The organism is Pseudomonas sp. SG20056 (assembly GCF_031764535.1).
In the GTDB taxonomy this organism is placed as follows: domain Bacteria; phylum Pseudomonadota; class Gammaproteobacteria; order Pseudomonadales; family Pseudomonadaceae; genus Aquipseudomonas.
The window spans coordinates 2,728,476-2,749,772 of the sequence record NZ_CP134499.1; the positions used below are offsets into that span (position 1 = coordinate 2,728,476).

Genomic DNA, 21,297 nt, shown 5'->3' on the forward strand with positions numbered 1-21,297 from the left:
CCCTCTACAAATGACCTGATCACCAGGTTTACGACCCCAGCAGGAGCACACAGATGCCCGCCTTTAACAAAATTCTGATCGCCAACCGTGGGGAAATCGCCTGCCGGGTGATGCGCACCGCCCAGGACCTCGGCTACCGCACTGTGGCCGTCTATTCGGAAGCTGACGCAGGCGCACGCCATGTGCAGGAAGCCGATGAAGCCGTGTGCATCGGCTCGGCCCAGGTCAACCAGTCCTATCTCGTCATCGACAACATTATCAAGGCAGCGCAAAAAACCGGGGCCGACGCGGTCCACCCTGGCTACGGCTTTCTCTCGGAAAACGCCGACTTCGCCCGCGCCTGTGAGGCCGCCGGCATCATGTTTATCGGCCCGACCGTGGAAGCCATCCACCTGATGGGCAGCAAGCGCCTGTCGAAGATCGCCATGCTCGAAGCCGGCGTGCCGTGCATCCCCGGTTTTGAGGGCGCAGCCCAGGATGACGACACCCTGAGCCGTGAAGCCGAGCGTATCGGCTACCCGCTGATGATCAAGGCCAGCGCCGGTGGTGGTGGCCGTGGCATGCGCCTGGTGCACGAATCCAGTGAACTGCTGGCGCAGATCCGCACCGCGCGGTCCGAGGCGCAGAACGCCTTCGGCTCCGGCGAGCTGATTCTCGAACGCGCGGTAATTCAGCCACGCCATGTGGAAATCCAGGTGTTCGGCGATCAGCATGGCAGCATCGTTTACCTCGGCGAGCGCGACTGCTCGGTGCAGCGCCGCCACCAGAAGGTGGTCGAGGAAGCGCCCTGCCCGGTGATGACGCCCGAGCTGCGTCAGGCGATGGGCGAGGCGGCGGTAAAAGCGGCGGCCTCGGTCAACTACGTTGGCGCTGGCACCGTGGAGTTTCTGCTGGATCAGAGCGGCGAATTCTTCTTTCTGGAAATGAACACCCGCCTGCAGGTCGAACACCCGGTCACCGAACTGATCACCGGGCAGGATCTGGTGGCCTGGCAGATTCGCGTCGCCGAAGGCCAGCCGCTACCGCTTAAGCAAGACGAGATTCGCCTCACCGGCCACGCCATGGAAGTGCGCCTGTACGCTGAAGACGCCACGCAGAATTTCCTGCCGCAAACCGGCACCGCCCTGCGTTGGGAGCCGGCGCTGCGCGACGGCATTCGCATCGACCACGGCCTGGTCGAAGGCCAGGCGATCACGCCGTTCTACGACCCGATGCTGGCCAAGGTCATCGCCTATGGCGCCACCCGCGAAGAAGCACGGCGCAAGCTGGTGCGCGCGGTTGAGGATTGCGTACTGCTGGGCGTCAACGGCAACCAGCGCTTTCTCGCCAACCTGCTCAGCCACCCTGAGTTTGCCGCCGGCAATGCCACCACAGCGTTTATCGCCGAGCATTTCGCCAGCGACCCAAGCCTAAGCCCGCAGCCGCCCAAAGCCAGCGAACTGGCCGTCGCAGCCGCCCTGCTGTTCCAGCAATCGGCCAATGCCCGTGCCCATCAGGGCGGTCTGGCCGGTTGGCGTAATGCCGGAAGCGCACCCTGGCGCTTTCTGCTGAAGCAGGGCGAACAGGCATTTACCGTGGAGCTGGAAGTGCTGGGCGACGGCCCACAGCCCAGCCTGCTGGCCACGATTGGCGAACAGCAGGTCAGCCTCAAACTGCTGGCCAGCGACGGCCGCTGGGCCACCCTGGAGCTGGACGGCATTCGTCAGCGCCTGGCCTATCACCTGGCTGGCGAAAACCTCTGGCTGTATGGCCACAACGGCAATCTGCAGCTAACTGATATCACCCACCTGCCGGTCAGCAGCGCTGCCGGCGCCGGCTCGGGCAGCGTCAAGGCGCCGATGGACGGCGCGATTGTCGAGGTTCTGGTGGAAGAAGGCGCCAGCGTCAGCAAAGGCCAACTGCTGGTAGTGCTGGAAGCGATGAAGATGGAACACCCGCTCAAAGCCAGCATCGACGGCGTGGTACGGCGGATTGGCGTCAGCCGTGGCGATCAGGTGAAGAACCGCCAGTTGCTGGTGGAAATCGAAGCCGCAGAGGCCTGATCCACCCTACATAAAAATAAAATTGGAGACGCCATATGTCACTGCAAGGCAAAACCCTGTTTATCACCGGTGCCAGTCGCGGCATCGGTCGTGAAATCGCCCTGCGCGCCGCGCGTGAGGGGGCCAATATCGTGATTGCTGCAAAAAGCGCCGAGCCTCATGCCAAGCTGCCCGGCACCATCCACTCGGTGGCCGCCGAGGTCGAGGAAGTCGGCGGTAAGGCTCTAGCTCTGCAAGTCGATGTGCGTGACGAAAACGCGGTAAAAGCCGCCATGGACCAGGCGGCCGAACACTTTGGCGGCATCGACGCGCTGATCAATAACGCCGGCGCGATCAAGCTGGTCGGTGTGGAGAAGCTCGAACCCAAGCGCTTCGACCTGATGTTCCAGATCAACACCCGCGCAGTGATGGTCTGCAGCCAGGCGGCCCTGCCGTACTTGAAGCTGAGCAAGGGTCATATTCTCAGCCTGTCGCCGCCGCTTAACCTCGATCCCAAGTGGTTCGCCAATTACGGCCCTTACACCACCACCAAATACGGCATGAGCATGCTGACTTTAGGCATGCATGAGGAGTTCAAAAAGTACGGCATCAGCGTCAACTCGCTGTGGCCGAAGACGGTGATTGCCACCGCCGCCATCGAGTTCGAGGCCGGCGGCCCGGCGGTAATGAAGGCCGCACGCCTGCCGGCGATCATGGCCGATGCCGCCCACGCCATCCTGTCCAGCAGCGAACGCAGCATCAGCGGGCGCCTGCTGATCGACGAGGAAATCCTCCGTGAGCAGGGCCAGAGCGACTTCGAGCAGTACCGTTTTGATCCGGCCGGCAAACTGATGACCGACCTATTTATCGACTAGCCGCCCTTCCCCTGCCATGTACCGCAATCCAAACGACATGGGGTGGAGAGCCAGCCAGAGCTAGTACCCACGTACGAATTAAATCAGGCACAATGCCATCACACGCCGTATGCAGGGAGCAACGACATGGCCGTCCCCTGCTATATCGCACACATAAAACGTGTCGTATTGCTCGCCTGGCTCTTGCCTGGCACCTCAGGGGAAACCATGAATCAAGCCTTCCGTATCGTATGGAGCCACGTCCGCAATGCCTTTGTGGTGGTCGATGAACACGCCAGCGCTCGTGGCAAACTCAGTGGCGGCGGGAAAATTCTCGCAGGGGTTAGCCTCAGCTTGCTGGCCACTGGCGCGCAAGCTGTTGTGTTTTCCTGCCCTGGGGCCAGTACAACCATCAGCACTGCCGAAACTGCGCGGTGCAGCTTACCCACCAACGGCAGCCTGAGTGTTACCAATAGCGGCAGCATTAACGTAAATGGCGAACCAGCCGTGTTCAGCTTTGACAGCTTTGGCACGATCAACAACGCAGGCAGCATCATCAATACAGGCGGCAGCGATTATCTGGATGGCTCCGCCATTCTGCTACGCGCCGGTGAAGGCACTGAAAGCGGCGAAAGCGTAAACAACCTGGCTGGAGCTCTCATTCAGGGCAGCGTCGCGGGCATCACCCTGGATGCTTTCCAATACACGTTAGCCGTCGATAGCATCAGCAACGCGGGCACCATCACAGGCGGAATAGGTATCTTTGCGACAGGTGATACAACTCTTGGTGAACTCGAAAACAGTGGTTCCATTAACGGCACAGGTATCAATGGTGTCGGTATTGGCCTTGATCCAGATGCAGTCATCAGTTCGATCAGCAATAGCGGCACCATTAATGGCAGTCTGGTCGGCATTGAACTTGTTGGCGGGGCGATCGGCGCACTCAATAACAGCGGCACCATATCCGGCACGGAATATGCCATTAGAGATCAAAGCCCTAGTGGTATCTCAGCTCTCAACATAACAGGTGATAGCGCACGTCTTGTGGGCGATGTCATGGCTGAAAGCAGCATCCTCACGCTCAAATCAGGTGCAGTTTTCAGCACTGAAAATGCCGTTAGCGTGGATCGTTTCGTCATCGAGAGTGGTGCCACACTCAAGATGGGCGCAGGCACCAGCAGCAGTCTTTCTTTGAGTGAAGGTCTTTCGACATTCAATGGTTTTAGTAACGCAGGCACCCTTAGTCTGGCTGCTGGAGTGACCGGTACCATCTACGGCGACTACACCCAAGCTGCTAGCGGGACGTTACAGATCGGCGTAGCCAGCGACAGCTCCTACGGCAAGCTGGTGGTCGATGGCAGTGCCACTCTGACGAGCAACGCCAAGATCGCCGTTGATGTCAGCAACCCCGGCTACAGTTTCAGCGCAACGAGCCTGCAGAACGTGCTTAGTGCCACGACCCTCAACAGTGACGGCACCTTCAGCGTCAGCGACAATTCGCAGCTGTTCAACTTCGGCGCTGTAAAGGACGGCAACACCGTCGACCTGACCCTAACCAAAGCTGCCAGCGTGCTGGACAGCGTCATCAGCACTGGTAACAACCCAGCACAAGGCGCCGCCCAAGTCCTCGACAATGTGCTGAGCGCAGATCCAAATGGTGAGCTGGCATCCAATTTCGTCGGCCTGACCAGCGAACAGGAGGTCTCCGACGCTGTCACCTCCACTTTGCCTACCGCCGCCGGCAATGCCAGCAGTGCCACCAGCAGTACCCTTGCAGGCATCAACCGCGTGGTTCAGGCGCGTCAGGGCGAAAACAGCGGCCTATCCTCCGGCGATGCGCCGTTGAGCGAAGGCAACTTGTGGATCAAGACCTTCGGCTCCTGGGCCGAACAGGATGAGCGCAGCGGTATCTCCGGCTACGACGCCGACACCCAAGGCCTGGCCATTGGTGCCGATACCGCCGTCAGCGACAGCACCCGCCTCGGCCTGGCCTTCGCCTACGCGCAGACGGATCTCAACAACAACTCGCGCATTGCTCCTCAGGATGCGCAGATCGATACCTTCCAGCTGATTGGCTACGGCAGCTATGCCCTAAGCGCTGACACCGAACTGAACTTCCAGCTCGATGCTGGCCAAAATCGCACTGACGGCAAGCGTCATATGCCCTTCGCCGACGCCACCGCCAAGACCGATTACGACGGCTACAACATACATGCTGGACTCGGCCTTGGTTACAACATGCGCCTTTCCGAACAGCTGACCTTCGTACCTTCCGCGCGCGCCGACTACACCTGGATCAGCACCGACTCCTATCATGAGAAAGGCGCTGGAGCTCTCAATCTGGATGTCGACAGCAACGACAGTGAGGAGCTGCTGTTTAGCATCGACGGTAAACTCAACTACAGCCTGAGTGAAACCACCGTAATGAGCGCCAATCTTGGTGCCGGCTACGACGTGATCGACGAAGACAGTGCTATCACCTCCACCTACGCCGGTGCGCCGGGCGCGGCTTTCAGAACCCCGGGTATGGATATGGAACCCTGGCTGGCCCGCGCCGGCCTGGGTCTGACCCACACCCTGGCTGGCGGCACTGAAGTCAGCCTGCGCTACGATGCCGAAGCGCGCAGCGACTTCACCAACCAGGGCGCCTCGCTCAAGGCGCGCTGGGCGTTCTAAAGGGCTCCGTGTGAATGCAAAAGGCCACGACCCATGTCGTGGCCTTTGCGCTTATAAGCCAGGCATACTCAATTACCTCGAAATATCGATAAGAGAAATGGCCCGACAATCCATACCACCGCTTGAAAGTCGGCTATTGCGCGGCCTATCTGACTTTGCGCGCGATGCACGTTAGATGAGGATTTCATCCCTATATGCGCCGAATTCACCTCCTGCTGTTGCTCGGCACAGCACTGCTCGCAGCATGTGCCTCTGTGCCCAGCCCTGAAGTGCGTCGCCAGCAAGCCTCAGCACTGGCACAAGAGCAGCATTGGCAGTCGCTGCAACTGCAAGCGGGGATCTTTCGGCTACAGGCCTATGTAACACCAACCCAACACGAAGAGTTAACGATCTATCTGGAAGGTGACGGTTTTGCCTGGCTCAACTCTCGCCGCCCCTCAAGCGACCCAACGCCACTCGACCCCATCGCATTACGCCTGGCTCTGACACAACCTAGCGGCAATGCCGCCTACCTGGGGAGACCCTGTCAGTATCTGGAGGCAGAACGATCGCCCTGCCAGAAACGTTATTGGACTGACGCTCGCTTCGGCGAAGAGGTGGTAAACAGCCTTGACCTGGCTGCAGACCAATTGAAAGCACGGGCCGCCGCACAGCGTCTGGTGCTAGTCGGTTATTCCGGCGGCGGAGCCCTGGCACTGCTGCTTGCCGCGCGGCGTGAGGATGTGGCGCGGGTGATAACGGTCGCAGGAAATCTTGACCATGCGGCCTGGACTGACCACCACCGAGTTACGCCACTGCATAACTCGCTTAACCCGGCCACGCTTCGCGCGAGTTTGGCGAGCGTTGAGCAGATCCATCTAGTGGGTGAACAGGATCGGGTGATACCGCCTACGTTGGTCAACGCCTTCGTTGCCGATTACCCATCCAACCATCGTGCCGAGGTCAAAGTGCTGCCGGGTTACGGCCATAATTGCTGTTGGGTACAGAATTGGCCACAGCTGTGGCAAATGATCACCCAGTCAGCACCTGATCAGCCCAAGGAAAGACCAGTTAAACCCACGCTAAGGCAATAGCTGCTGACTAAAAAACGCCGCATACCCCTGCTGCGCAGCCACCTCGGCCTGCGCTCGCTCATAGCGTTGCAGGTAGCGCCCAGCTGCGGCGCGGGAGAATGCCGAATACAACTGCATGTGCTCCCTGGGCAGCGGCAGCAGGCGAATGCTGTCTTGCATGCTCAGGTGTTGCACCTGATAGCGCACGGCTAAGTCATCGGGGTAGTAGAACGCTTCCAGGCGCCCGGCCTGGAGCATTTCCAGGCTCTGGTTCAATACGTTGCTGCTGCTCAGGGTTTGCAGTTGCAAGCGTGGGTCACGCAGCATGGGCGAGCGGTAGCCATCCTGCCAGGCACCTAAGCGCAAGGGCAGCAGTTGCTCGACCGATTCCACCCGCTGCAGAGGATGCTCACGAGCCACCAGCAAGAGCGGCTGCACCACCACAAAGGGCTGTGCCGGGTAGACCAGCATGGTTTCACGCTCCGGGGTCTTGGCCAGGATCAGCGCCATATCCAGCTGATCACGTTGCAGCATCTGCAACAGCCGGGACAACGGATAGCGTTGGTAACTCACCGCATCCAGTTGCATGCGCTCGGCAATTTTTGCGAAGTAGGCAATCGCCGCCCCTTCAGTATCGGCCTGCCCTGGCAGCGGCGTATGCGGCGGCAGGTCGAAGTAGCCAACGCGCAGGCTGTCGGCACTCGCCAATGGGGCCAGCAGGATCAGCAAAAAGAAGATAAAGGCAGGCGACACAGCTGAAACACGGCAGGGTGTTCTCATGCACAAACCTTAGGGCCGAACCCGTTGAGTAGAACGCTGTGGGGAGTCTAGCTGCCGGCCATACTCGGTGGCGGACCGGCGGTAGAGAAAATCACTGAATAACGCGTTTCAGCTCAGCCGCCAAGGCGGATTCAGGCGGTTTTCGCCGGCGTGATACAGGCACAGCGGATTGCCATCCGGGTCTTGCAGATAGGCTTCGCGCCACAGCCAGGGTTGGTCGGTCGGCAGCATGCTGAACTCGACGCCCTGAGCCTGTAGGCGGGCAACGGTCTGGTCCAGTTCAGCGCACTCGAAGTAGATCAGGGTCTGGCTGGCCGGCACCTGTTCGACCCGACTCAGGGAAAAACTCGCCTGGCCATCCGGGCAGCAGAAGCGCGCATAGTCCGGCAGGCTCTCGACAATCAGTTGCAGCCCCAGCAGCTGGTAAAAGCGGATCGCGCGCGGCACATCGCTGACCGCGACAGTGACTTGGTTCAGGTTCATCGCCGGCTCCTTCAGCATTCAGCGCTCCCTGTAATGCCACAGCCCGAGTGGCTCGGCAACGGCCCGTGCGGTTATTTGCCGAACTGCCCTGCCCGGCTTGCGCCACAGCCATGGCAGGCGCACGGGCAGGCGACTAGAGTTGGTCTTCGCCCCCGCATAACAACCATAAGCGCGAGAGCCATGAGCCAGACCGATCTGATTTCCCCGCTGCGTTTTCTCACCCGCTTGCCGCAGCATCTGCCGCGTGTACCGCGCATGCTGCGCGGCCTGTATTACGCGGGCATCCGCAACCGTGAAAAGAACCTGTCGCTGGCCTGGGCGCTGGAACGGGCGGCGCAGCAACACCCGCAGCGTCCGGCGCTGCTGGATGAGTCGCGCAGTCTCAGTTATGCCCAGTTCAACGCCTGGGCCAACCGCCTGGCCTGGGCGTTCAAGGCCGAAGGCGTGCGCCATGGCAGTGTGGTGGCGGTGATGCTGGAAAATCGCCTGGAGTTGCTGGCGATTCTCGCGGCGCTGAGCAAGCTCGGTGCGGTCGGAGCCCTGGTCAACACCACCCAACGCGGCAAGGTGCTGGCGCACAGCCTGAATCTGGTCAAACCGGGCTTTATGCTGATCGGCGAAGAACTGCTCACTGCCTTCAATGAGGTCGCCGAGCAACTCGACAACCCGCAGACACCGCATTACTGGGTAGCCGACCAGGATTGCCTCAGCGATGCCGGCCAGGCACCGGCTGGCTGGACCAACCTGATGCAACTGGCGCGCAGCCAGGCCAGCGATAACCCGCCTGACAGCGCCAAGGTGCAGATGAAAGACCCCTGCTTTCTGATCTACACCTCCGGCACCACCGGGCTGCCCAAGGCCTCGATCATGAGCCACGGCAAGTGGATCAAGGCCTATGGCGGCTTCGGCCACTCCGGCCTGACCCTGAACAATCAGGATGTGCTCTACCTGACCCTACCCTGTTACCACAACAACGCCGTCACCGTGTGCTGGAGCGCTGCCTTGGCTGGCGGCGCGGCCATCGCCCTACGGCGCAAGTTTTCCGCCAGCGCCTTCTGGGCGGATGTGCAGCGCTATCAGGCCACCTGCTTCGGCTATATCGGCGAGCTGTGCCGCTACCTGCTTAACCAGCCCGAGACGGCCGCCGAAAAGAACAACAGCCTGCGCTGCATGATCGGCAACGGCCTGCGCCCCTCGATCTGGGCCGAGTTCAAGGCTCGCTTTGGGGTCGAGCAGATCACCGAGTTCTATGCCTCCAGCGAAGGCAATATCGGTTTTACCAACGTGTTCAACTTCGACAATACCGTGGGCTTCTCCCCCGCCACCTATGCCATCGTGCGTTACGACCTGGAGAACGACCAGGCGGTACGTGGCAAGAAAGGCTTTCTGGAAAAAGCCAAGAAAGGCGAAGCGGGTCTGCTGATCAGCGAGATCAGCGCCAAGTGGCCGTTCGACGGTTACACCGACCCGGCCAAGAGCGAAGCGGCAATCCTGCGCAACGTGTTCAAGAAGGGCGATGCCTGGTTCAACACCGGCGACCTGATGCGCGACATCGGCTGCAAGCATGCGCAATTCGTCGACCGCCTCGGCGATACCTTCCGCTGGAAAGGCGAAAACGTCTCCACCACCGAGGTGGAGAACGTCCTTGGTGCCTTCCCAGGCGTCGAGGATGCGGTGGTCTATGGCGTGGAAATCCCCGGCACCAATGGCCGCTGTGGCATGGCCGCGCTGCGCCTGAGCGAAGGTCAGCACTTGGACGGTACCGCCCTCGCCGCACACCTGGATGCCGAATTGCCGGTGTACGCCGCACCGCTGTTTATCCGCCTGCTCGGCGAGGTGGAAACCACCGGCACCTTCAAATACAAGAAGGCCGACCTCAAGCAGGCCGCCTACGACCCGACGCGGGTGCAGGAGCCGCTGTGGGTGCGCCTCCCCGGCGAATCGTGCTTTACGCCGCTGGATCACGCCCTGTTCAGTGCCATCAGCCAGCAGGCCTACCGCTTCTGATCAGCCATACCCGGCGACGGTTGGCCGTCGCCGGCTACTGCTTGAACTCGAACTGCAGCTGCGCACCTTCAACCGATTGCCAATAGTCGTCACCACGTTCGTTGGTGATCAGCTTGCCATTGAGCTGAAAGGGGCTTTCCGGCTCAGTTTTTTCGACAAACAGCGGTGGTAACAACGGCGTCGACAGGTCGTTGAGCGGCTCCAGCGGTTGCAGTGGATCGAACACATCAGGGTGCAGGCTCAACTCCAACGGAGCTCTTTTCTCCGGCGCTGGCGCAACGGGCTTGGCTTTGACGGGTGCGGCAACCGGCTTGGCTGGCGGCGGGCTTTTCGCCGGTTTGGGCGCTGCAGGCGGCTCTGCCTGGGGTGCTGGGCTGACAGGTGCAGGTGGCGTTTTGGCGCCCGTGGACGTATCGGCCTGCGTTTGCACAACCGGTGCTTTGGTTGGCGCAGGTGGATTGGCGGGTTGCTCGCAGGCTGCCAGTGACAACAGGGTCAGCAGCAGTGCGCAACGTTGAATAATGGTCATGGCAGATACAAAGGCAGCGTCACAAGCGGCTATGCTCGCCCCTGCCCAGGCCGCTGGCAACCCTGCAATCTGTACAGCAGGTAACCGCACACGGCCAAAGTCCCCGGCAGCAGCGCATGCACTGGCCACCGGGCGATCTGTGGCGTGGTTCAGTCGGGCGCCTGCAAAAGTTGCAGTTGCGCGTCGATATCCACCTCGGGGTGCTCGCGCATCAGTTGCAGCAACAAGGCATCAGCCTCGTCCGTCCAGCCGTCACGGCGCAGCTTGAGCAAGCGTTGCAACTCGCTGTGCAGCAGCTGTTCGGCCTGGCTGGCTGCGGCTTCTGCCGCTTGTTCAGGGGCTGACACGGCAGGCACGGCGTCGTGCAATGCATCGGCCGCCACTTCTTCACGCAACAGCTGATTAGACGCACCGGCCGAAAGCTTCTTCTCGGCCTTGGCGGCATCGGCGCTGTAACCCTGGATCACCGGAGCAGGCTGCGCCGCACGTGAGCGCTCTGCCTCATCAGCCATCACTGCGGACTCTGCCAGCGGCGCGGGCATCGGCGCAGATTGTGGCGCCATCCGCGCTGCAGCCGGCGCCATGGGGGCACCGCTCGGCACGGCATCAAAGGCATCCGGCGCCTGCTCGAACGTGCGCCAGGTCAGGCTTACGCCAATTCCCAGGCAGGCGACTCCGGCCAATGCCACCGACCAGCGTTGCCGACCGCCAGCGCCAAACAGCCAGCTATGCAGGCGCGCACTCAGGCCAGGTTTAGCCTCATCTACGGCGGCGCTGCGCACGGCGGCAGTGGCCGCCGCGAGAATCTGTGCATCCAGCTGCGCACTGGGCTCGCCGCCGCTGTGCTGGCGAAAATGCGCAAGCATCTGCTGTTCCTGTTCATCGAGCCTCTGTTGGTCATGGTTCATGCGGACAACTCCTCGGCGGCCGGGTCAGCCAGCAGCCGACGTAACTTTTGCAGGGCATAGCGCAAACGGCTTTTCACTGTTTCAGCAGGGATCTGGGTCAGTTCGGCGATCTCGGCCAGATCCAGATCACCATGGGCGCGCAACAGGAATACTTCGCGCTGCTCCGCCGGTAGATCTGCCAGGGCGGCCTCTAAACGCTGCTGATCACGGCTCAGGCTGAGCTGCTGCTCAGGCCCCGGCTGTGGGTCGTGCGGGGCATGCTGCTGTTCATCATATTCAGCATGCCCCGCCTGGTGCCGACCATGCTTGCGCCAGGTGTCGATCAAGCGGTTGCGCGCGATCTGGTACAGCCAGGTCTTGAACAGCACCGCCTCGCGCTGTTCGCTCTGGCTGCGGATCAGGCTCATCCAGGTGTCCTGAAACACCTCTTCGGCCAAGGCATGGTCGCCGCACAAGCCCAATAGAAAGCGAAACAGGCCGAGCCGGTGACGCTCATACAACTCGGCAAAAGCCGCCGCATCACCGCGGCGGTAACGCCGCAACAAGGCGGCGTCGTCATCCGTGAGGGGTCGATTCACTGCTGTACTCGTGCGGTCGTTGAAGGATTCGACGCAGTTTGCAGGCTCTGCGCCAGTTCCACCAGCTGTACAAACTCGCCGCGCAGACCGAAGCGGTCATCGCCCTTGGCATTGCGCGCCAGCTCGGCGCTGTCGGCCAGACTGAAACGCCCGGTGTAGGTATCGCCTTTAAGCTGCTGGGCGAAGGCAGCCACGGCAGCAGCAAAGCGCAGGTCTTCGCTAGCCTGGCTGATGACAGGCACATCGGCAGCCTGAATCGGTTGCTCCAGCAGCTTGCTGACGTTCTGCCCTGGCGCCTTGTAGCGAATGCGCAGCCAGGCCAGTTCGCCCGCCTTGCCTTTGGTTTTCGGCACGGCCTGATAGCGCAGCGGCTCCAGCCAGCCCTTGCCGCCCACCGGCACCACTTCATACAGCGCGGTGACCGTGTGGCCTGCGCCGATTTCGCCGGCATCGACCTTGTCGTTGCTGAAATCCTCACGCTTCAGGGCGCGATTTTCATAACCCAACAGCCGATATTCGCTGACCTCGGCCGGGTTGAACTCAACCTGGATTTTCACATCGCTGGCCACCGTCGCCAGGGTCGAGCTGAGCTGATCGACCAGCACCTTGCGTGCCTCGCGCAGGTTGTCGATATAGGCGTAGTTGCCGTCGCCGGCATCGGCCAGCTGCTCCATCAACTGCTCGTTGTAGTTGTCGGTGCCAAAGCCCAGGGTGGTCAGGGATACGCCAGTCTTGCGTTTATCCACCGCCAGTTGCTTGAGGGTTTCGAAGTCGCTGATGCCGACGTTGAAGTCGCCATCGGTGGCCAGCAGGATGCGGTTGATGCCACCGTCGATAAAGCCCTGCTGCGCCTGCTGATAGGCCAGTTGAATGCCCGACTCGCCCGCCGTTGAACCGCCCGCCGTCAGCTGATCAATGGCCGCACGGATCTTGGCTTTCTCACTCCCGGCAGTTGGTTCCAGCACCACGCTGGAGGAGCCGGCGTACACCACCAGCGATACCTTATCCTGAGCACGCAGCTGCTCGACCAGCAGCTTCAAGGTGCTTTGCACCATGGGTAGGCCATCGCGGCGGTCCATCGAGCCGGAGACATCCACCAGAAACACCAGGTTGGCCGGCGGCAGTTGTTCTACCTGCATGTCGGAAGCCTTGATGGCGATACGCAGCAGGCGGCTTTGCGAGTTCCACGGTGTGGCCGCCAGTTCGGTGTGCACGCCGAACGGCACATCGCCACTCGGCAGTGGATAGGTATAGGGGAAGTAGTTGACCAGTTCCTCCAGGCGCACCGCATCCTGCGGCGGCAACTGCCCGCCATTAAGGAAACGCCGCACATTGGCATAGCTGCCGGTATCCACATCGATGCTGAAGGTCGATACCGGCGTCTCGGCGACTGCATGCACGGGGTTGCCTGCCAGTTTCTGATACTGCTCGCGGTTCTGGTCACGGTAGCCCTGCGGCAAGGCATCGGCCTGCACAGACATCGGCATCGGCGCATAGGCCACGCTGGGCAACATCGCCCTGCCCGCCACCTGGCTTTTGCGTTGTAGCTCAGCCGGAGCGGCCAGCTGCTCATGCAACTCGGCACGTTCACGCTGATTAGACTGATCGCTGAGCTGCGGACTACCCGCCTCGGTGGCCGGCGCATCAGGGTTGGCGGCGCTGCACGCGCCGAGGCTAATCAATACACCAGCGGCAAAACCGGCAAGCAGAGGACGGGTAAGCAATACGGGGTAAGCAGACATGGGGACATCTCCTGAGCAAACGAATAAACCATTCGCTCAGGTAGACGTAGAGGAGTCGGCAGCCGGGTTAATCGCTCCTAAAAATGCCCCATCAGTTGTAGAGCGCAGCGCAAGCATATTGGGAAAGGTGGCTCTCGGTATTAGGGCGCCTCTACATCCGGCAGCCCGTACTTGACCTTTAGCCGTTGCAACAGATCCGCTTCATCCTGCAAAAACTGGTTGAACTGGGCAATGATCTGCGGCTGCGTACGCGTGGACAGAAAAAACTGCGGCCGGTAATGCGGTAAACGCTCGTTCAACACAAGCCTGTCATCCGCCGGGGTATCGTGCGTGTACTGATGCCAGTTGAGCGCACTGGCTTCGTAGAAGATGCCACCCACCCGACCCTGCCGAGCCAGTGCCAGCAGGCTGTCCTGAGTGTTGGCGAATTGCAGTTCGATAACACCGTTGGCGATATCGGCTTTGTAAGGCCAGGCATCGACCCCCCTTACGGTGGCAATCGTCGCCAGCTGCGCAAGCGATTTGTCACGGTTCGCCGGTAGTACGAACAATCCCTCAACAGCCTGGTAGACGGTCTCGCTGTAGGTAAGCGATTTGTCCTTACGCATTTCACGCTGCCACAACGGATTATCCGGGAACTTGAAATCCAGTTCGTTGGTAGTGAGAAAGTTGCGGTACAGGCGCTTCACCGGCAAGTGAACATAGTGGAAGCGGTAACCATATTTACTGGCGAAATGATCCAATACATCCCGCCCGTAGCCACGGTAATGAGCCGATGTGCCGTCGTAGATCGGGTAGAAGTCGATCGCCTCAACCCCCACAGAAAAGTCACTTCCACGTGCGCCCGGACTACCCAGCAGCAGGCAAAGCAACGCTGCAATTATCCGCACCAATTTTTCCGCCTTAATTCCTTGTTGGCGCTAACAAGCGTAGCGCAGGCGCGTGGCGCAACACTCAGGAAGTAGCCATACCCTCCTGACACAGCTGACCGGCCAGCATGCCCAAAGTCATCAAGGCACGCTCGGCTTCGCGGTTCCACGGGATGCCGCAGTTCAGGCGGATGCAGTGGTTGAACTGCTCGGTATTACTGAAGATCAACCCCGGCGCGATGCTGATGCCCTGCTGCAGCGCGCGCACGTGCAGGTCCTTGGTATTGACCCGCGCCGGCAGGCTGACCCAGAGAATAAAACCACCCTTGGGCCGGCTCATCTGCGTGCCTTCGGGGAAGTACTGCTGCACCGCCAGCTGAAAGGCGCTGAGGTTCTTGCGGTACTCCTGGCGGATAAAACGCAGGTGGCGGTCATAACCGCCGTTCTCCAGATAGGCCGCTACCGCCATCTGCGTGACGCTGCACGCCGAATGAGTGCTGAAGGTTTGCAGGCGCTGAATCTCATCCTGGTACTTGCCGGCAACAATCCAGCCGATGCGCACCCCCGGCGACAGAGTCTTGGAAAAGCTCGAACAGTAGATCACCCGCCCTTCGCGATCATGGGATTTGAGCGCCTTGGTCGGGCCTTGCTCAAACATCAGTTCACCGTAGATATCGTCTTCGATGATCTGGATATCGTAATCACCGGCCAGGCGCAGCAACTGACGCTGGCGCTCTTCCGGAATAGTGCCGCCCAGCGGATTGCTCAGCCGCGCGGTCAGCACCAGCGCCTTGATCGGCCACTGGTTGGCCGCCAGTTGCAACGCTTCCAAGCTGATACCGGTGGTCGGGTCGCTGGGAATTTCGATGACTTTCAGGCCGAGCAGGTCAGCCAGTTGCAGCAGGCCGTAATAAGTCGGCGACTCGGCGGCGATCAGATCACCGGGTTTGGTCAGCACGCGCAGGCTCATCTGCAGGGCATCCACACAACCGTGGGTAATCACCACCTCAGTTGGGTCGACCACCACGCCAGCATCGCGCATGCGGATCGCCACCTGACGGCGTAACGGCTCAAAACCGGGGCTGAACATATAGCTGAAGGCCCGCGCGCTGTGAAAACGGGTGACCTTGGCCAATTGCTGGTGCAATGCACGCACCGGCAGGTAATCGACATGCGGTACTGCCGCGCCAAGCGGAAACACCCCCTCGCGGCGCGATTCGGTGAGCACCTGATTGATGATGCTGCTGCGCGTGACCAGACCAGGGCGTTCTACGCGGGCGATATCGGGAGTGGGTGCAGTCAGGGCCGGCGTCTGGTGCACGTAAAAGCCAGACTGCGGGCGGGCGCGAATCAAGCCCTGATCTTCCAGATTGGCATAGGCCTGTAGCACAGTGGCGTGGCTGACGCTGAGCTGCGCACTCATCTTGCGCACCGAAGGCACCCGCTCACCGGGCTGGTAAACGCCGCGACGGATATCTTCCGCCAGTTGCTGGGCAATGCGCTGATAAAGCAACAGATTGGTCATGACCGCGTTCCTGCTTGACTGAACCGTAACAGTAAACCGGACTTTTATAATTGCACCGGTACAGCTCACTGAATTGTGGGCGATACAGTGCCAACCTGCCAGGACTGTAACGGTTCAATCGATAGCTATTCGGATTGTGCGGCAATACCAGGCAACTACCCGCAGGCTGCGCAAGCCTGAATGCAGGCAATAAAAAGCCCCGGCTAACCGAGGCTTTTAACGGCAGAAGGCTCAGCGTGACGAGCCTAAATTGCCTTGCTCATCAGAGAACACGATCTCTACCCGACGATTCTGCGCTCGGCCTTTAGCCGAGGCATTTTCGGTGACCGGGAAGCTTTCGCCATGGCCCTGTACTTCAATGCGTTTGCCATCAATGCCCAGATCGACCAGTACGTCGGCCACTGCCTGAGCGCGAGCACGGGACAGTTCGAGGTTTTCCTGAGCATCGCCGCGACTGTCGGTATAGCCCTCGATGCGCACGACGCGCCGGGGGTTGAGCTGAAGGAACTGCACCAACTTCAGTACCGTACGGTTGGCTGATGCTTTGAGGTCAGTGTGGCCGGCATCAAACAGCACATCGCCCAGGGTCATCACCAGGCCGCGCTCACTTTGGCTGGTGGCCAGGCTGACCATCTGCTCTTCAAGCCAACTGCTCTGATCCTGCACACTGAGCAGCTTGGCCTCACGCAGGGCCAGCTGCAGGCGCTGACGCTCCAGCTCCAGTTTGACCGCGCGCTCCTGATTCAGATTGAGCGTGCTCTTCTGCCCGGCAATCGCACTGTATTGCTGACTGAGATAGGCATAGTGGCTGACATCAGCGGCGCTGCCCCAGTAGCTCGACAGGCGATCAGCCTTGGCCAGCGACTCGCCCGCGCGAATCAGGTCTTTGGGCGCGCTACGCAGCACATCGGCATCTTCCTTGACCTGCTGGAAGGCCGTGTGTGCGCCCTGCAGTGCCTGCTCACTGGTGCTGTGCGATGAGGCGCAGCCCGTCAACACCACAGCCGCGAAAATTGCCAGCAGGCTTAGCTGAGTCGGCTTCATTGCAAGCCTCCCAGCTGTTTGCGCAAGCGATTGATGGAGTTACTCAGCTCGGCCAGTTGCTGCTGGCTTTTCTCGGTCAGGTGCTCAGCTTCGGCTAGCCGCGCATCTAACTCGGCCTGTTCGGCATACACCCGTGCCTGCTTGTAGTCTTCGTCCTGTATGGCCGCTTGCGCCAGGGCAAGTTTTTCCTCGGCCAGGCGCAGCGCAGCAGACTGCTCGGCGGAAATACCCAGCGCCTTAGCCTGACTGAGCGCCTGTTCGGTCAAGCGCAGTTGCTCATTAGGCGCAGGATCAGATGCGCAGGCACTGAGCATGAGCGGCAGCAAGGCCGCACAGATACGTCGATAAATCACAGAATTTCCCTACTGTTCAGCGTCACCGCTGGGTGTGAGCTGTTGATCTTTCCAACGCTGCAGATTGCGTTGCAGCAAAACATCCGGCAAACCACTGGCAATTGCCTCATTCATTTTCTTCGCCAACATGCCGCGTAGCCACGCATCGTTGCAGGCCGAGTTATGCGACAACGTCAGGTACAAACCTTCGCTGGAGATCGGTGGATCGAGCACCAGCAGATCGTCCTGCATGCCCAGGCTATCGGCTAAAGCCTGCCCCGGATAACGCTCGTACAGCACATAGTCGGTACGCCCCAGCAAGAGCTTCTGGAACGCCTGAGTCAGGCTGGCAACCCCCTCCAGAGTCAGGTTGCTCTTGGCATAGGCATCAAAGGTCTGGCCAAAACTGTTGTTGACCAAGGTATCGCCAGTGCGATTACGCAAATCATCCCAGCCGGCATAGGGGAACTCGTTACCGCGATGCACCCACACCACACTTGGGGTGAAGAAAAACGCTGGATGCACGTAATCCATGATTTCCAGGCGCGGCAAGGTCAGAAACGCCCCGGCAATCAGGTCGACACGGCCGGTGCGCACTTCATCCTGCGCCCGTGACCAAGGCCCGGTATAGATGATGTCCACCACTACGCCCAGCTCTTTGGCCAGGTGCTGCAACAGATCGGCGTTAGCACCGATCAGCTGTTGAGGATTCTGCGGGTCGCGCCAGAGATATGGCGGGTACTCCGGGTTACCTGTCGCCACCAGGCGCTCGCACTTGCCTGCGGCAACGGCAAACGCCGGTATCAGCAGTACAGCGAACAGCAAGAGAAACGACCTATAAAAACCACGCTCAAGCATTGGCGACTTCTCGACTTAACCTTGGATGGGCGTCTGCGGCCACACATCGGGAGACATCTGGAATCATGCTAGCTTAATACGCATCCATACGAATTCGCGATAAAGACTAGCCATGAAAAAACTGATTGCAGCCTTGATGCTACTGCTCGCCGCTGCTGCAGCCCTGCTCTACCTGTCACCCGCCGCTTTGTTGACGAGCATACAGTTGGTGGAGCGACAGCGTGCCGGGCTGAGTCTCAAACAGATCAGCGTGGGCGATCTTAGCATTCATTACTACGAGGGCGGCCCAAGCAGCGCACAAACCATCCTGATGGTGCACGGTTTTGCTGCCAACAAGGACAACTGGCTGCGTTTCGCCCGCCACCTCAGCCAGAATTACCGGGTTATAGCCCTCGATCTGCCGGGTTTCGGCGCCAGCGACAAACCTGCTGGCAGCTATGATGTAGGCACCCAGACCGAGCGCCTGGCCAGCGTGATTGATGCACTGGGAATCGAGCAGCTGCACCTGATCGGCAACTCCATGGGCGGGCATATCAGTGCGCTGTATGCCGCGCGCTATCCGCACAGAACCCGCTCTCTGGCGCTACTCGACAATGCCGGCATCACATCGCCGCAACCTAGCGAGCTGATGCAACGGCTACAACGCGGCGAACCCAATCCGCTGGTAGTGAAAAGCCCCGAGGACTTTCAGCGCCTGCTGGATTTTATCTTCGTGCAACCGCCCTACCTACCGGCATCGCTCAAGCGCTATTTCGCCGAGCAGGCCATCGCCAACAGCGCACATTACGACCAGGTATTTGCCCATTTGATCGAACGCTATATCCCGCTGGAGCCTGAGCTGCCGAAGATCCAAGCGCCAACGCTGATCATCTGGGGCGCAGAAGATCGAGCCCTGCATGTATCCAGCGTAGAAGTCATGCAACCGCTACTGCGCAAACCGACTGTGGTTATCATGGCGGATACCGGCCATGCGCCGATGATTGAACGGCCTCAGCAAACCGCCGATCATTACCGCACCTTTCTCCAGGCCCAGCAGAACTAACGCGAAAGAGCGGGCATAAAAAAACCCGCTCAACGAGCGGGTTTTTTCTGCACTGGGGAACCGGCTTAAACCAGTTTCTCCAGCTCAGGTACAGCTTCGAACAGATCAGCGACTAGACCGTAATCGGCTACCTGGAAGATCGGCGCTTCTTCGTCCTTGTTGATCGCAACGATCACTTTGGAGTCTTTCATACCGGCCAGGTGCTGGATCGCGCCGGAGATACCGACGGCGATGTACAGCTGCGGCGCAACGATCTTACCGGTCTGACCGACCTGCATGTCGTTCGGTACGAAGCCTGCGTCGACTGCGGCGCGCGAGGCACCAACAGCGGCGCCCAGCTTGTCAGCCAGCGCGTACAGGTGCTTGAAGTTGTCACCGTTCTGCATACCGCGGCCGCCGGAAACGACGATCTTGGCAGCAGTCAGTTCAGGACGATCAGACTTAGCCAGTTCTTCACCGACGAAAGCAGATTTACCAGCGTCAGCTGCGCCGCCAACGGCTTCAACGGCAGCAGAGCCGCCTTCAGCAGCAACCGGGTCGAAACCAGTGGCACGCACGGTGATCACTTTCACGGCAGCGGAAGACTGCACAGTGGCGATGGCGTTACCGGCGTAGATCGGACGCTTGAAAGTGTCAGCGCTTTCAACAGCGATGATTTCCGAGATCTGATCAACGTCCAGCGCAGCGGCAACGCGCGGCAGGATGTTCTTACCATTGCTGGTAGCAGCAGCCAGGATGTGGCTGTAGCCCTTGCCCAGTTCGGCAACCAGCGGCGCAACGTTTTCTGGCAGCTGATGCGCGAAAGCAGCGTTGTCAGCAACCAGTACCTTGGCCACGCCAGCAATCTTGCCAGCAGCTTCGGCAGCAGCGCCGCAAGCAGCACCGGCAACCAGAACGTGGATGTCACCACCGATCTTCGCTGCAGCTGCAACAGTGTTCAGCGTGGCAGGAGCCAGGGCGGCGTTGGTGTGTTCAGCGATAACCAGGATAGTCATTTAGATTACCTTCGCCTCGTTCTTCAGTTTCTCGACCAGTTCAGCCACGGACTTGACCTTGATGCCGGCGCTGCGGGTAGCTGGCGCTTCGACTTTCAAGGTTTTCACGGTGGAAGCGGTGGAAACGCCCAGATCAGCCGGAGTAACAGTTTCCAGCGGCTTCTTCTTGGCTTTCATGATGTTCGGCAGCGACGCGTAGCGCGGCTCGTTCAGACGCAAATCGGTGGTCACGATAGCTGGCAGGTTCAGTGCAACAGTCTGCAGGCCGCCGTCGATTTCACGGGTTACGTTGACCTTGTCGCCAGCTACTTCCACTTTGGAAGCGAAGGTGCCCTGGCCGAAACCAGTCAGCGCGCCCAGCATCTGGCCAGTCTGATTGTTGTCGCTGTCGATGGCTTGTTTGCCCATGATCACCAGCTGGGGCTGCTCTTTGTCGACCACTGCCTTGAGCAGTTTGGCCACAGCCAGCGAGTTCAGCTCGTCGGCCGACTCAACCAGAATGGCACGGTCAGCCCCCAGGGCCAGCGCGGTGCGCAGCTGCTCTTGAGCAGTGGCCGGGCCGATGGTTACGACAACGATCTCGCTCGCCACGCCTTTCTCTTTCAGGCGTACAGCTTCTTCCACGGCGATTTCGCAGAAAGGGTTCATCGACATCTTGACGTTGGCAAGATCAACGCCGCTGTTGTCCGCTTTGACGCGAACTTTGACGTTGTAGTCGACCACTCGTTTGACAGCTACAAGAACCTTCATGGATTCCTCGTTACTCTCCGGTGAATAAGAATGTCGCCAGAAGCGAACATGGCGGGAACTACAGACCGGCCGGAACCGGGAGTCGACCAATTAACGGCAGACACAAAACCGCCCGTATCTTGACCGCACGACCTAGACTGGTCAATACAACGAACCGGCCAATCGTCAGCGATGTAGTAAGATTCTAACAGTCCTACAGAAAATTCAAACAAACGTTTGTATTGGCCCATCCGAAGGGTCTGGATATAATGC

General features: G+C 60.0%; 19 protein-coding genes. 6 read left to right on the forward strand and 13 right to left on the reverse strand.

All coding sequences use genetic code 11. The annotated features are described in order from the left end of the window. Positions 1 to 53 precede the first annotated feature (53 nt). From RHP75_RS13035 to RHP75_RS13050, 4 genes are all read left to right on the forward strand, one after another. On the forward strand, positions 54 to 2,042 hold the full coding sequence (locus RHP75_RS13035; RefSeq protein WP_311088547.1) for an acetyl/propionyl/methylcrotonyl-CoA carboxylase subunit alpha: 1,989 nt from the start codon (positions 54 to 56) through the stop codon (positions 2,040 to 2,042). Positions 2,043 to 2,077: 35 nt separating this feature from the next. Further along, the gene (locus RHP75_RS13040) at positions 2,078 to 2,896 is read left to right on the forward strand and encodes an NAD(P)-dependent oxidoreductase (RefSeq protein WP_311088548.1); all 819 of its coding nucleotides are present in this window, start codon (positions 2,078 to 2,080) and stop codon (positions 2,894 to 2,896) included. Positions 2,897 to 3,103: 207 nt separating this feature from the next. Then, a complete protein-coding gene (locus tag RHP75_RS13045; protein ID WP_311088549.1) occupies positions 3,104 to 5,551 on the forward strand; it encodes an autotransporter domain-containing protein in 2,448 nt (815 codons plus the stop codon). 194 nt (positions 5,552 to 5,745) lie between these two features. Then, entirely contained in the window at positions 5,746 to 6,624 is an 879-nt protein-coding gene (locus tag RHP75_RS13050) for a dienelactone hydrolase family protein (RefSeq protein WP_311088550.1), read from the forward strand. On the opposite strand, the gene RHP75_RS13055 is transcribed toward RHP75_RS13050, so the two are convergent. Further along, positions 6,613 to 7,383 carry a transporter substrate-binding domain-containing protein gene (locus tag RHP75_RS13055; RefSeq protein WP_311088551.1) on the reverse strand — a complete coding sequence of 257 codons (771 nt, stop codon included), beginning with the start codon at positions 7,381 to 7,383 and terminating at the stop codon, positions 6,613 to 6,615. The genes RHP75_RS13050 and RHP75_RS13055 overlap by 12 nt on opposite strands. A 108-nt stretch (positions 7,384 to 7,491) precedes the next feature. Next, complete coding sequence (locus RHP75_RS13060) at positions 7,492 to 7,866, reverse strand: VOC family protein (RefSeq protein WP_311088552.1); 375 nt, start codon at positions 7,864 to 7,866, stop codon at positions 7,492 to 7,494. A gap of 180 nt (positions 7,867 to 8,046) precedes the next feature. Between RHP75_RS13060 and RHP75_RS13065 the strand changes: the two genes are divergently transcribed. Next, positions 8,047 to 9,873, forward strand: coding sequence for a long-chain-acyl-CoA synthetase (locus tag RHP75_RS13065; protein WP_311088553.1), 1,827 nt, complete (start codon positions 8,047 to 8,049; stop codon positions 9,871 to 9,873). Positions 9,874 to 9,907: 34 nt separating this feature from the next. Here the strand turns inward: RHP75_RS13065 and RHP75_RS13070 are convergent, their stop codons facing one another. The 9 genes from RHP75_RS13070 to RHP75_RS13110 form a co-directional block, all read right to left on the reverse strand. Continuing rightward, complete coding sequence (locus tag RHP75_RS13070) at positions 9,908 to 10,402, reverse strand: hypothetical protein (RefSeq protein WP_311088554.1); 495 nt, start codon at positions 10,400 to 10,402, stop codon at positions 9,908 to 9,910. A 149-nt stretch (positions 10,403 to 10,551) separates the two neighbouring features. After that, positions 10,552 to 11,310, reverse strand: coding sequence for a hypothetical protein (locus tag RHP75_RS13075; protein ID WP_311088555.1), 759 nt, complete (start codon positions 11,308 to 11,310; stop codon positions 10,552 to 10,554). Next, entirely contained in the window at positions 11,307 to 11,888 is a 582-nt protein-coding gene (locus RHP75_RS13080; RefSeq protein WP_311088556.1) for an RNA polymerase sigma factor, read from the reverse strand. The genes RHP75_RS13075 and RHP75_RS13080 overlap by 4 nt, the downstream gene beginning before the upstream one ends. Next, complete coding sequence (locus RHP75_RS13085; protein WP_311088557.1) at positions 11,885 to 13,630, reverse strand: VWA domain-containing protein; 1,746 nt, start codon at positions 13,628 to 13,630, stop codon at positions 11,885 to 11,887. Before RHP75_RS13085 ends, RHP75_RS13080 begins: the two co-directional genes overlap by 4 nt. Positions 13,631 to 13,770: 140 nt before the next feature. Continuing rightward, positions 13,771 to 14,520: a transporter substrate-binding domain-containing protein gene (locus RHP75_RS13090; protein ID WP_311088558.1), complete on the reverse strand. Its 750-nt coding sequence runs from the start codon at positions 14,518 to 14,520 to the stop codon at positions 13,771 to 13,773. Between the two features lie 64 nt (positions 14,521 to 14,584). Beyond that, entirely contained in the window at positions 14,585 to 16,024 is a 1,440-nt protein-coding gene (locus RHP75_RS13095; protein WP_257778208.1) for a PLP-dependent aminotransferase family protein, read from the reverse strand. A gap of 231 nt (positions 16,025 to 16,255) precedes the next feature. Beyond that, positions 16,256 to 17,068, reverse strand: coding sequence for an OmpA family protein (locus RHP75_RS13100; protein ID WP_311088559.1), 813 nt, complete (start codon positions 17,066 to 17,068; stop codon positions 16,256 to 16,258). After that, entirely contained in the window at positions 17,065 to 17,421 is a 357-nt protein-coding gene (locus RHP75_RS13105; protein WP_311088560.1) for a DUF4398 domain-containing protein, read from the reverse strand. The genes RHP75_RS13100 and RHP75_RS13105 overlap by 4 nt, the downstream gene beginning before the upstream one ends. A gap of 9 nt (positions 17,422 to 17,430) precedes the next feature. Next, positions 17,431 to 18,258: a transporter substrate-binding domain-containing protein gene (locus RHP75_RS13110; protein WP_311088561.1), complete on the reverse strand. Its 828-nt coding sequence runs from the start codon at positions 18,256 to 18,258 to the stop codon at positions 17,431 to 17,433. 112 nt (positions 18,259 to 18,370) lie between these two features. Here RHP75_RS13110 and RHP75_RS13115 point away from each other — a divergent pair, with 112 nt between their 5' ends. Continuing rightward, positions 18,371 to 19,300, forward strand: coding sequence for an alpha/beta hydrolase (locus tag RHP75_RS13115; RefSeq protein ID WP_311088562.1), 930 nt, complete (start codon positions 18,371 to 18,373; stop codon positions 19,298 to 19,300). A 65-nt stretch (positions 19,301 to 19,365) separates the two neighbouring features. Here RHP75_RS13115 and RHP75_RS13120 read toward each other — a convergent pair whose 3' ends face one another. Both RHP75_RS13120 and RHP75_RS13125 read right to left on the reverse strand, forming a co-directional pair. Then, positions 19,366 to 20,295 (reverse strand): FAD-binding protein, encoded by a 930-nt coding sequence (locus RHP75_RS13120; protein WP_311088563.1) that lies wholly within the window; start codon positions 20,293 to 20,295, stop codon positions 19,366 to 19,368. After that, on the reverse strand, positions 20,296 to 21,045 hold the full coding sequence (locus tag RHP75_RS13125; protein ID WP_233684359.1) for an electron transfer flavoprotein subunit beta/FixA family protein: 750 nt from the start codon (positions 21,043 to 21,045) through the stop codon (positions 20,296 to 20,298). It abuts the gene before it with no gap. Positions 21,046 to 21,297 lie beyond the last annotated feature (252 nt).

Bases quoted from the DNA above. Each gene is read 5' to 3' on its own strand.
- RHP75_RS13060 (WP_311088552.1), bottom strand. From the start codon at position 7,866: ATGAACCTGAACCAAGTCACTGTCGCGGTCAGCGATGTGCCGCGCGCG.
- RHP75_RS13085 (WP_311088557.1), bottom strand. From the start codon at position 13,630: ATGTCTGCTTACCCCGTATTGCTTACCCGTCCTCTGCTTGCCGGTTTT.
- RHP75_RS13040 (WP_311088548.1), top strand. From the start codon at position 2,078: ATGTCACTGCAAGGCAAAACCCTGTTTATCACCGGTGCCAGTCGCGGC.
- RHP75_RS13100 (WP_311088559.1), bottom strand. From the start codon at position 17,068: ATGAAGCCGACTCAGCTAAGCCTGCTGGCAATTTTCGCGGCTGTGGTG.
- RHP75_RS13120 (WP_311088563.1), bottom strand. From the start codon at position 20,295: ATGACTATCCTGGTTATCGCTGAACACACCAACGCCGCCCTGGCTCCT.
- RHP75_RS13065 (WP_311088553.1), top strand. From the start codon at position 8,047: ATGAGCCAGACCGATCTGATTTCCCCGCTGCGTTTTCTCACCCGCTTG.
- RHP75_RS13095 (WP_257778208.1), bottom strand. From the start codon at position 16,024: ATGACCAATCTGTTGCTTTATCAGCGCATTGCCCAGCAACTGGCGGAA.
- RHP75_RS13055 (WP_311088551.1), bottom strand. From the start codon at position 7,383: ATGAGAACACCCTGCCGTGTTTCAGCTGTGTCGCCTGCCTTTATCTTC.
- RHP75_RS13075 (WP_311088555.1), bottom strand. From the start codon at position 11,310: ATGAACCATGACCAACAGAGGCTCGATGAACAGGAACAGCAGATGCTT.
- RHP75_RS13035 (WP_311088547.1), top strand. From the start codon at position 54: ATGCCCGCCTTTAACAAAATTCTGATCGCCAACCGTGGGGAAATCGCC.
- RHP75_RS13070 (WP_311088554.1), bottom strand. From the start codon at position 10,402: ATGACCATTATTCAACGTTGCGCACTGCTGCTGACCCTGTTGTCACTG.
- RHP75_RS13110 (WP_311088561.1), bottom strand. From the start codon at position 18,258: ATGCTTGAGCGTGGTTTTTATAGGTCGTTTCTCTTGCTGTTCGCTGTA.
- RHP75_RS13125 (WP_233684359.1), bottom strand. From the start codon at position 21,045: ATGAAGGTTCTTGTAGCTGTCAAACGAGTGGTCGACTACAACGTCAAA.
- RHP75_RS13050 (WP_311088550.1), top strand. From the start codon at position 5,746: ATGCGCCGAATTCACCTCCTGCTGTTGCTCGGCACAGCACTGCTCGCA.
- RHP75_RS13045 (WP_311088549.1), top strand. From the start codon at position 3,104: ATGAATCAAGCCTTCCGTATCGTATGGAGCCACGTCCGCAATGCCTTT.
- RHP75_RS13115 (WP_311088562.1), top strand. From the start codon at position 18,371: ATGAAAAAACTGATTGCAGCCTTGATGCTACTGCTCGCCGCTGCTGCA.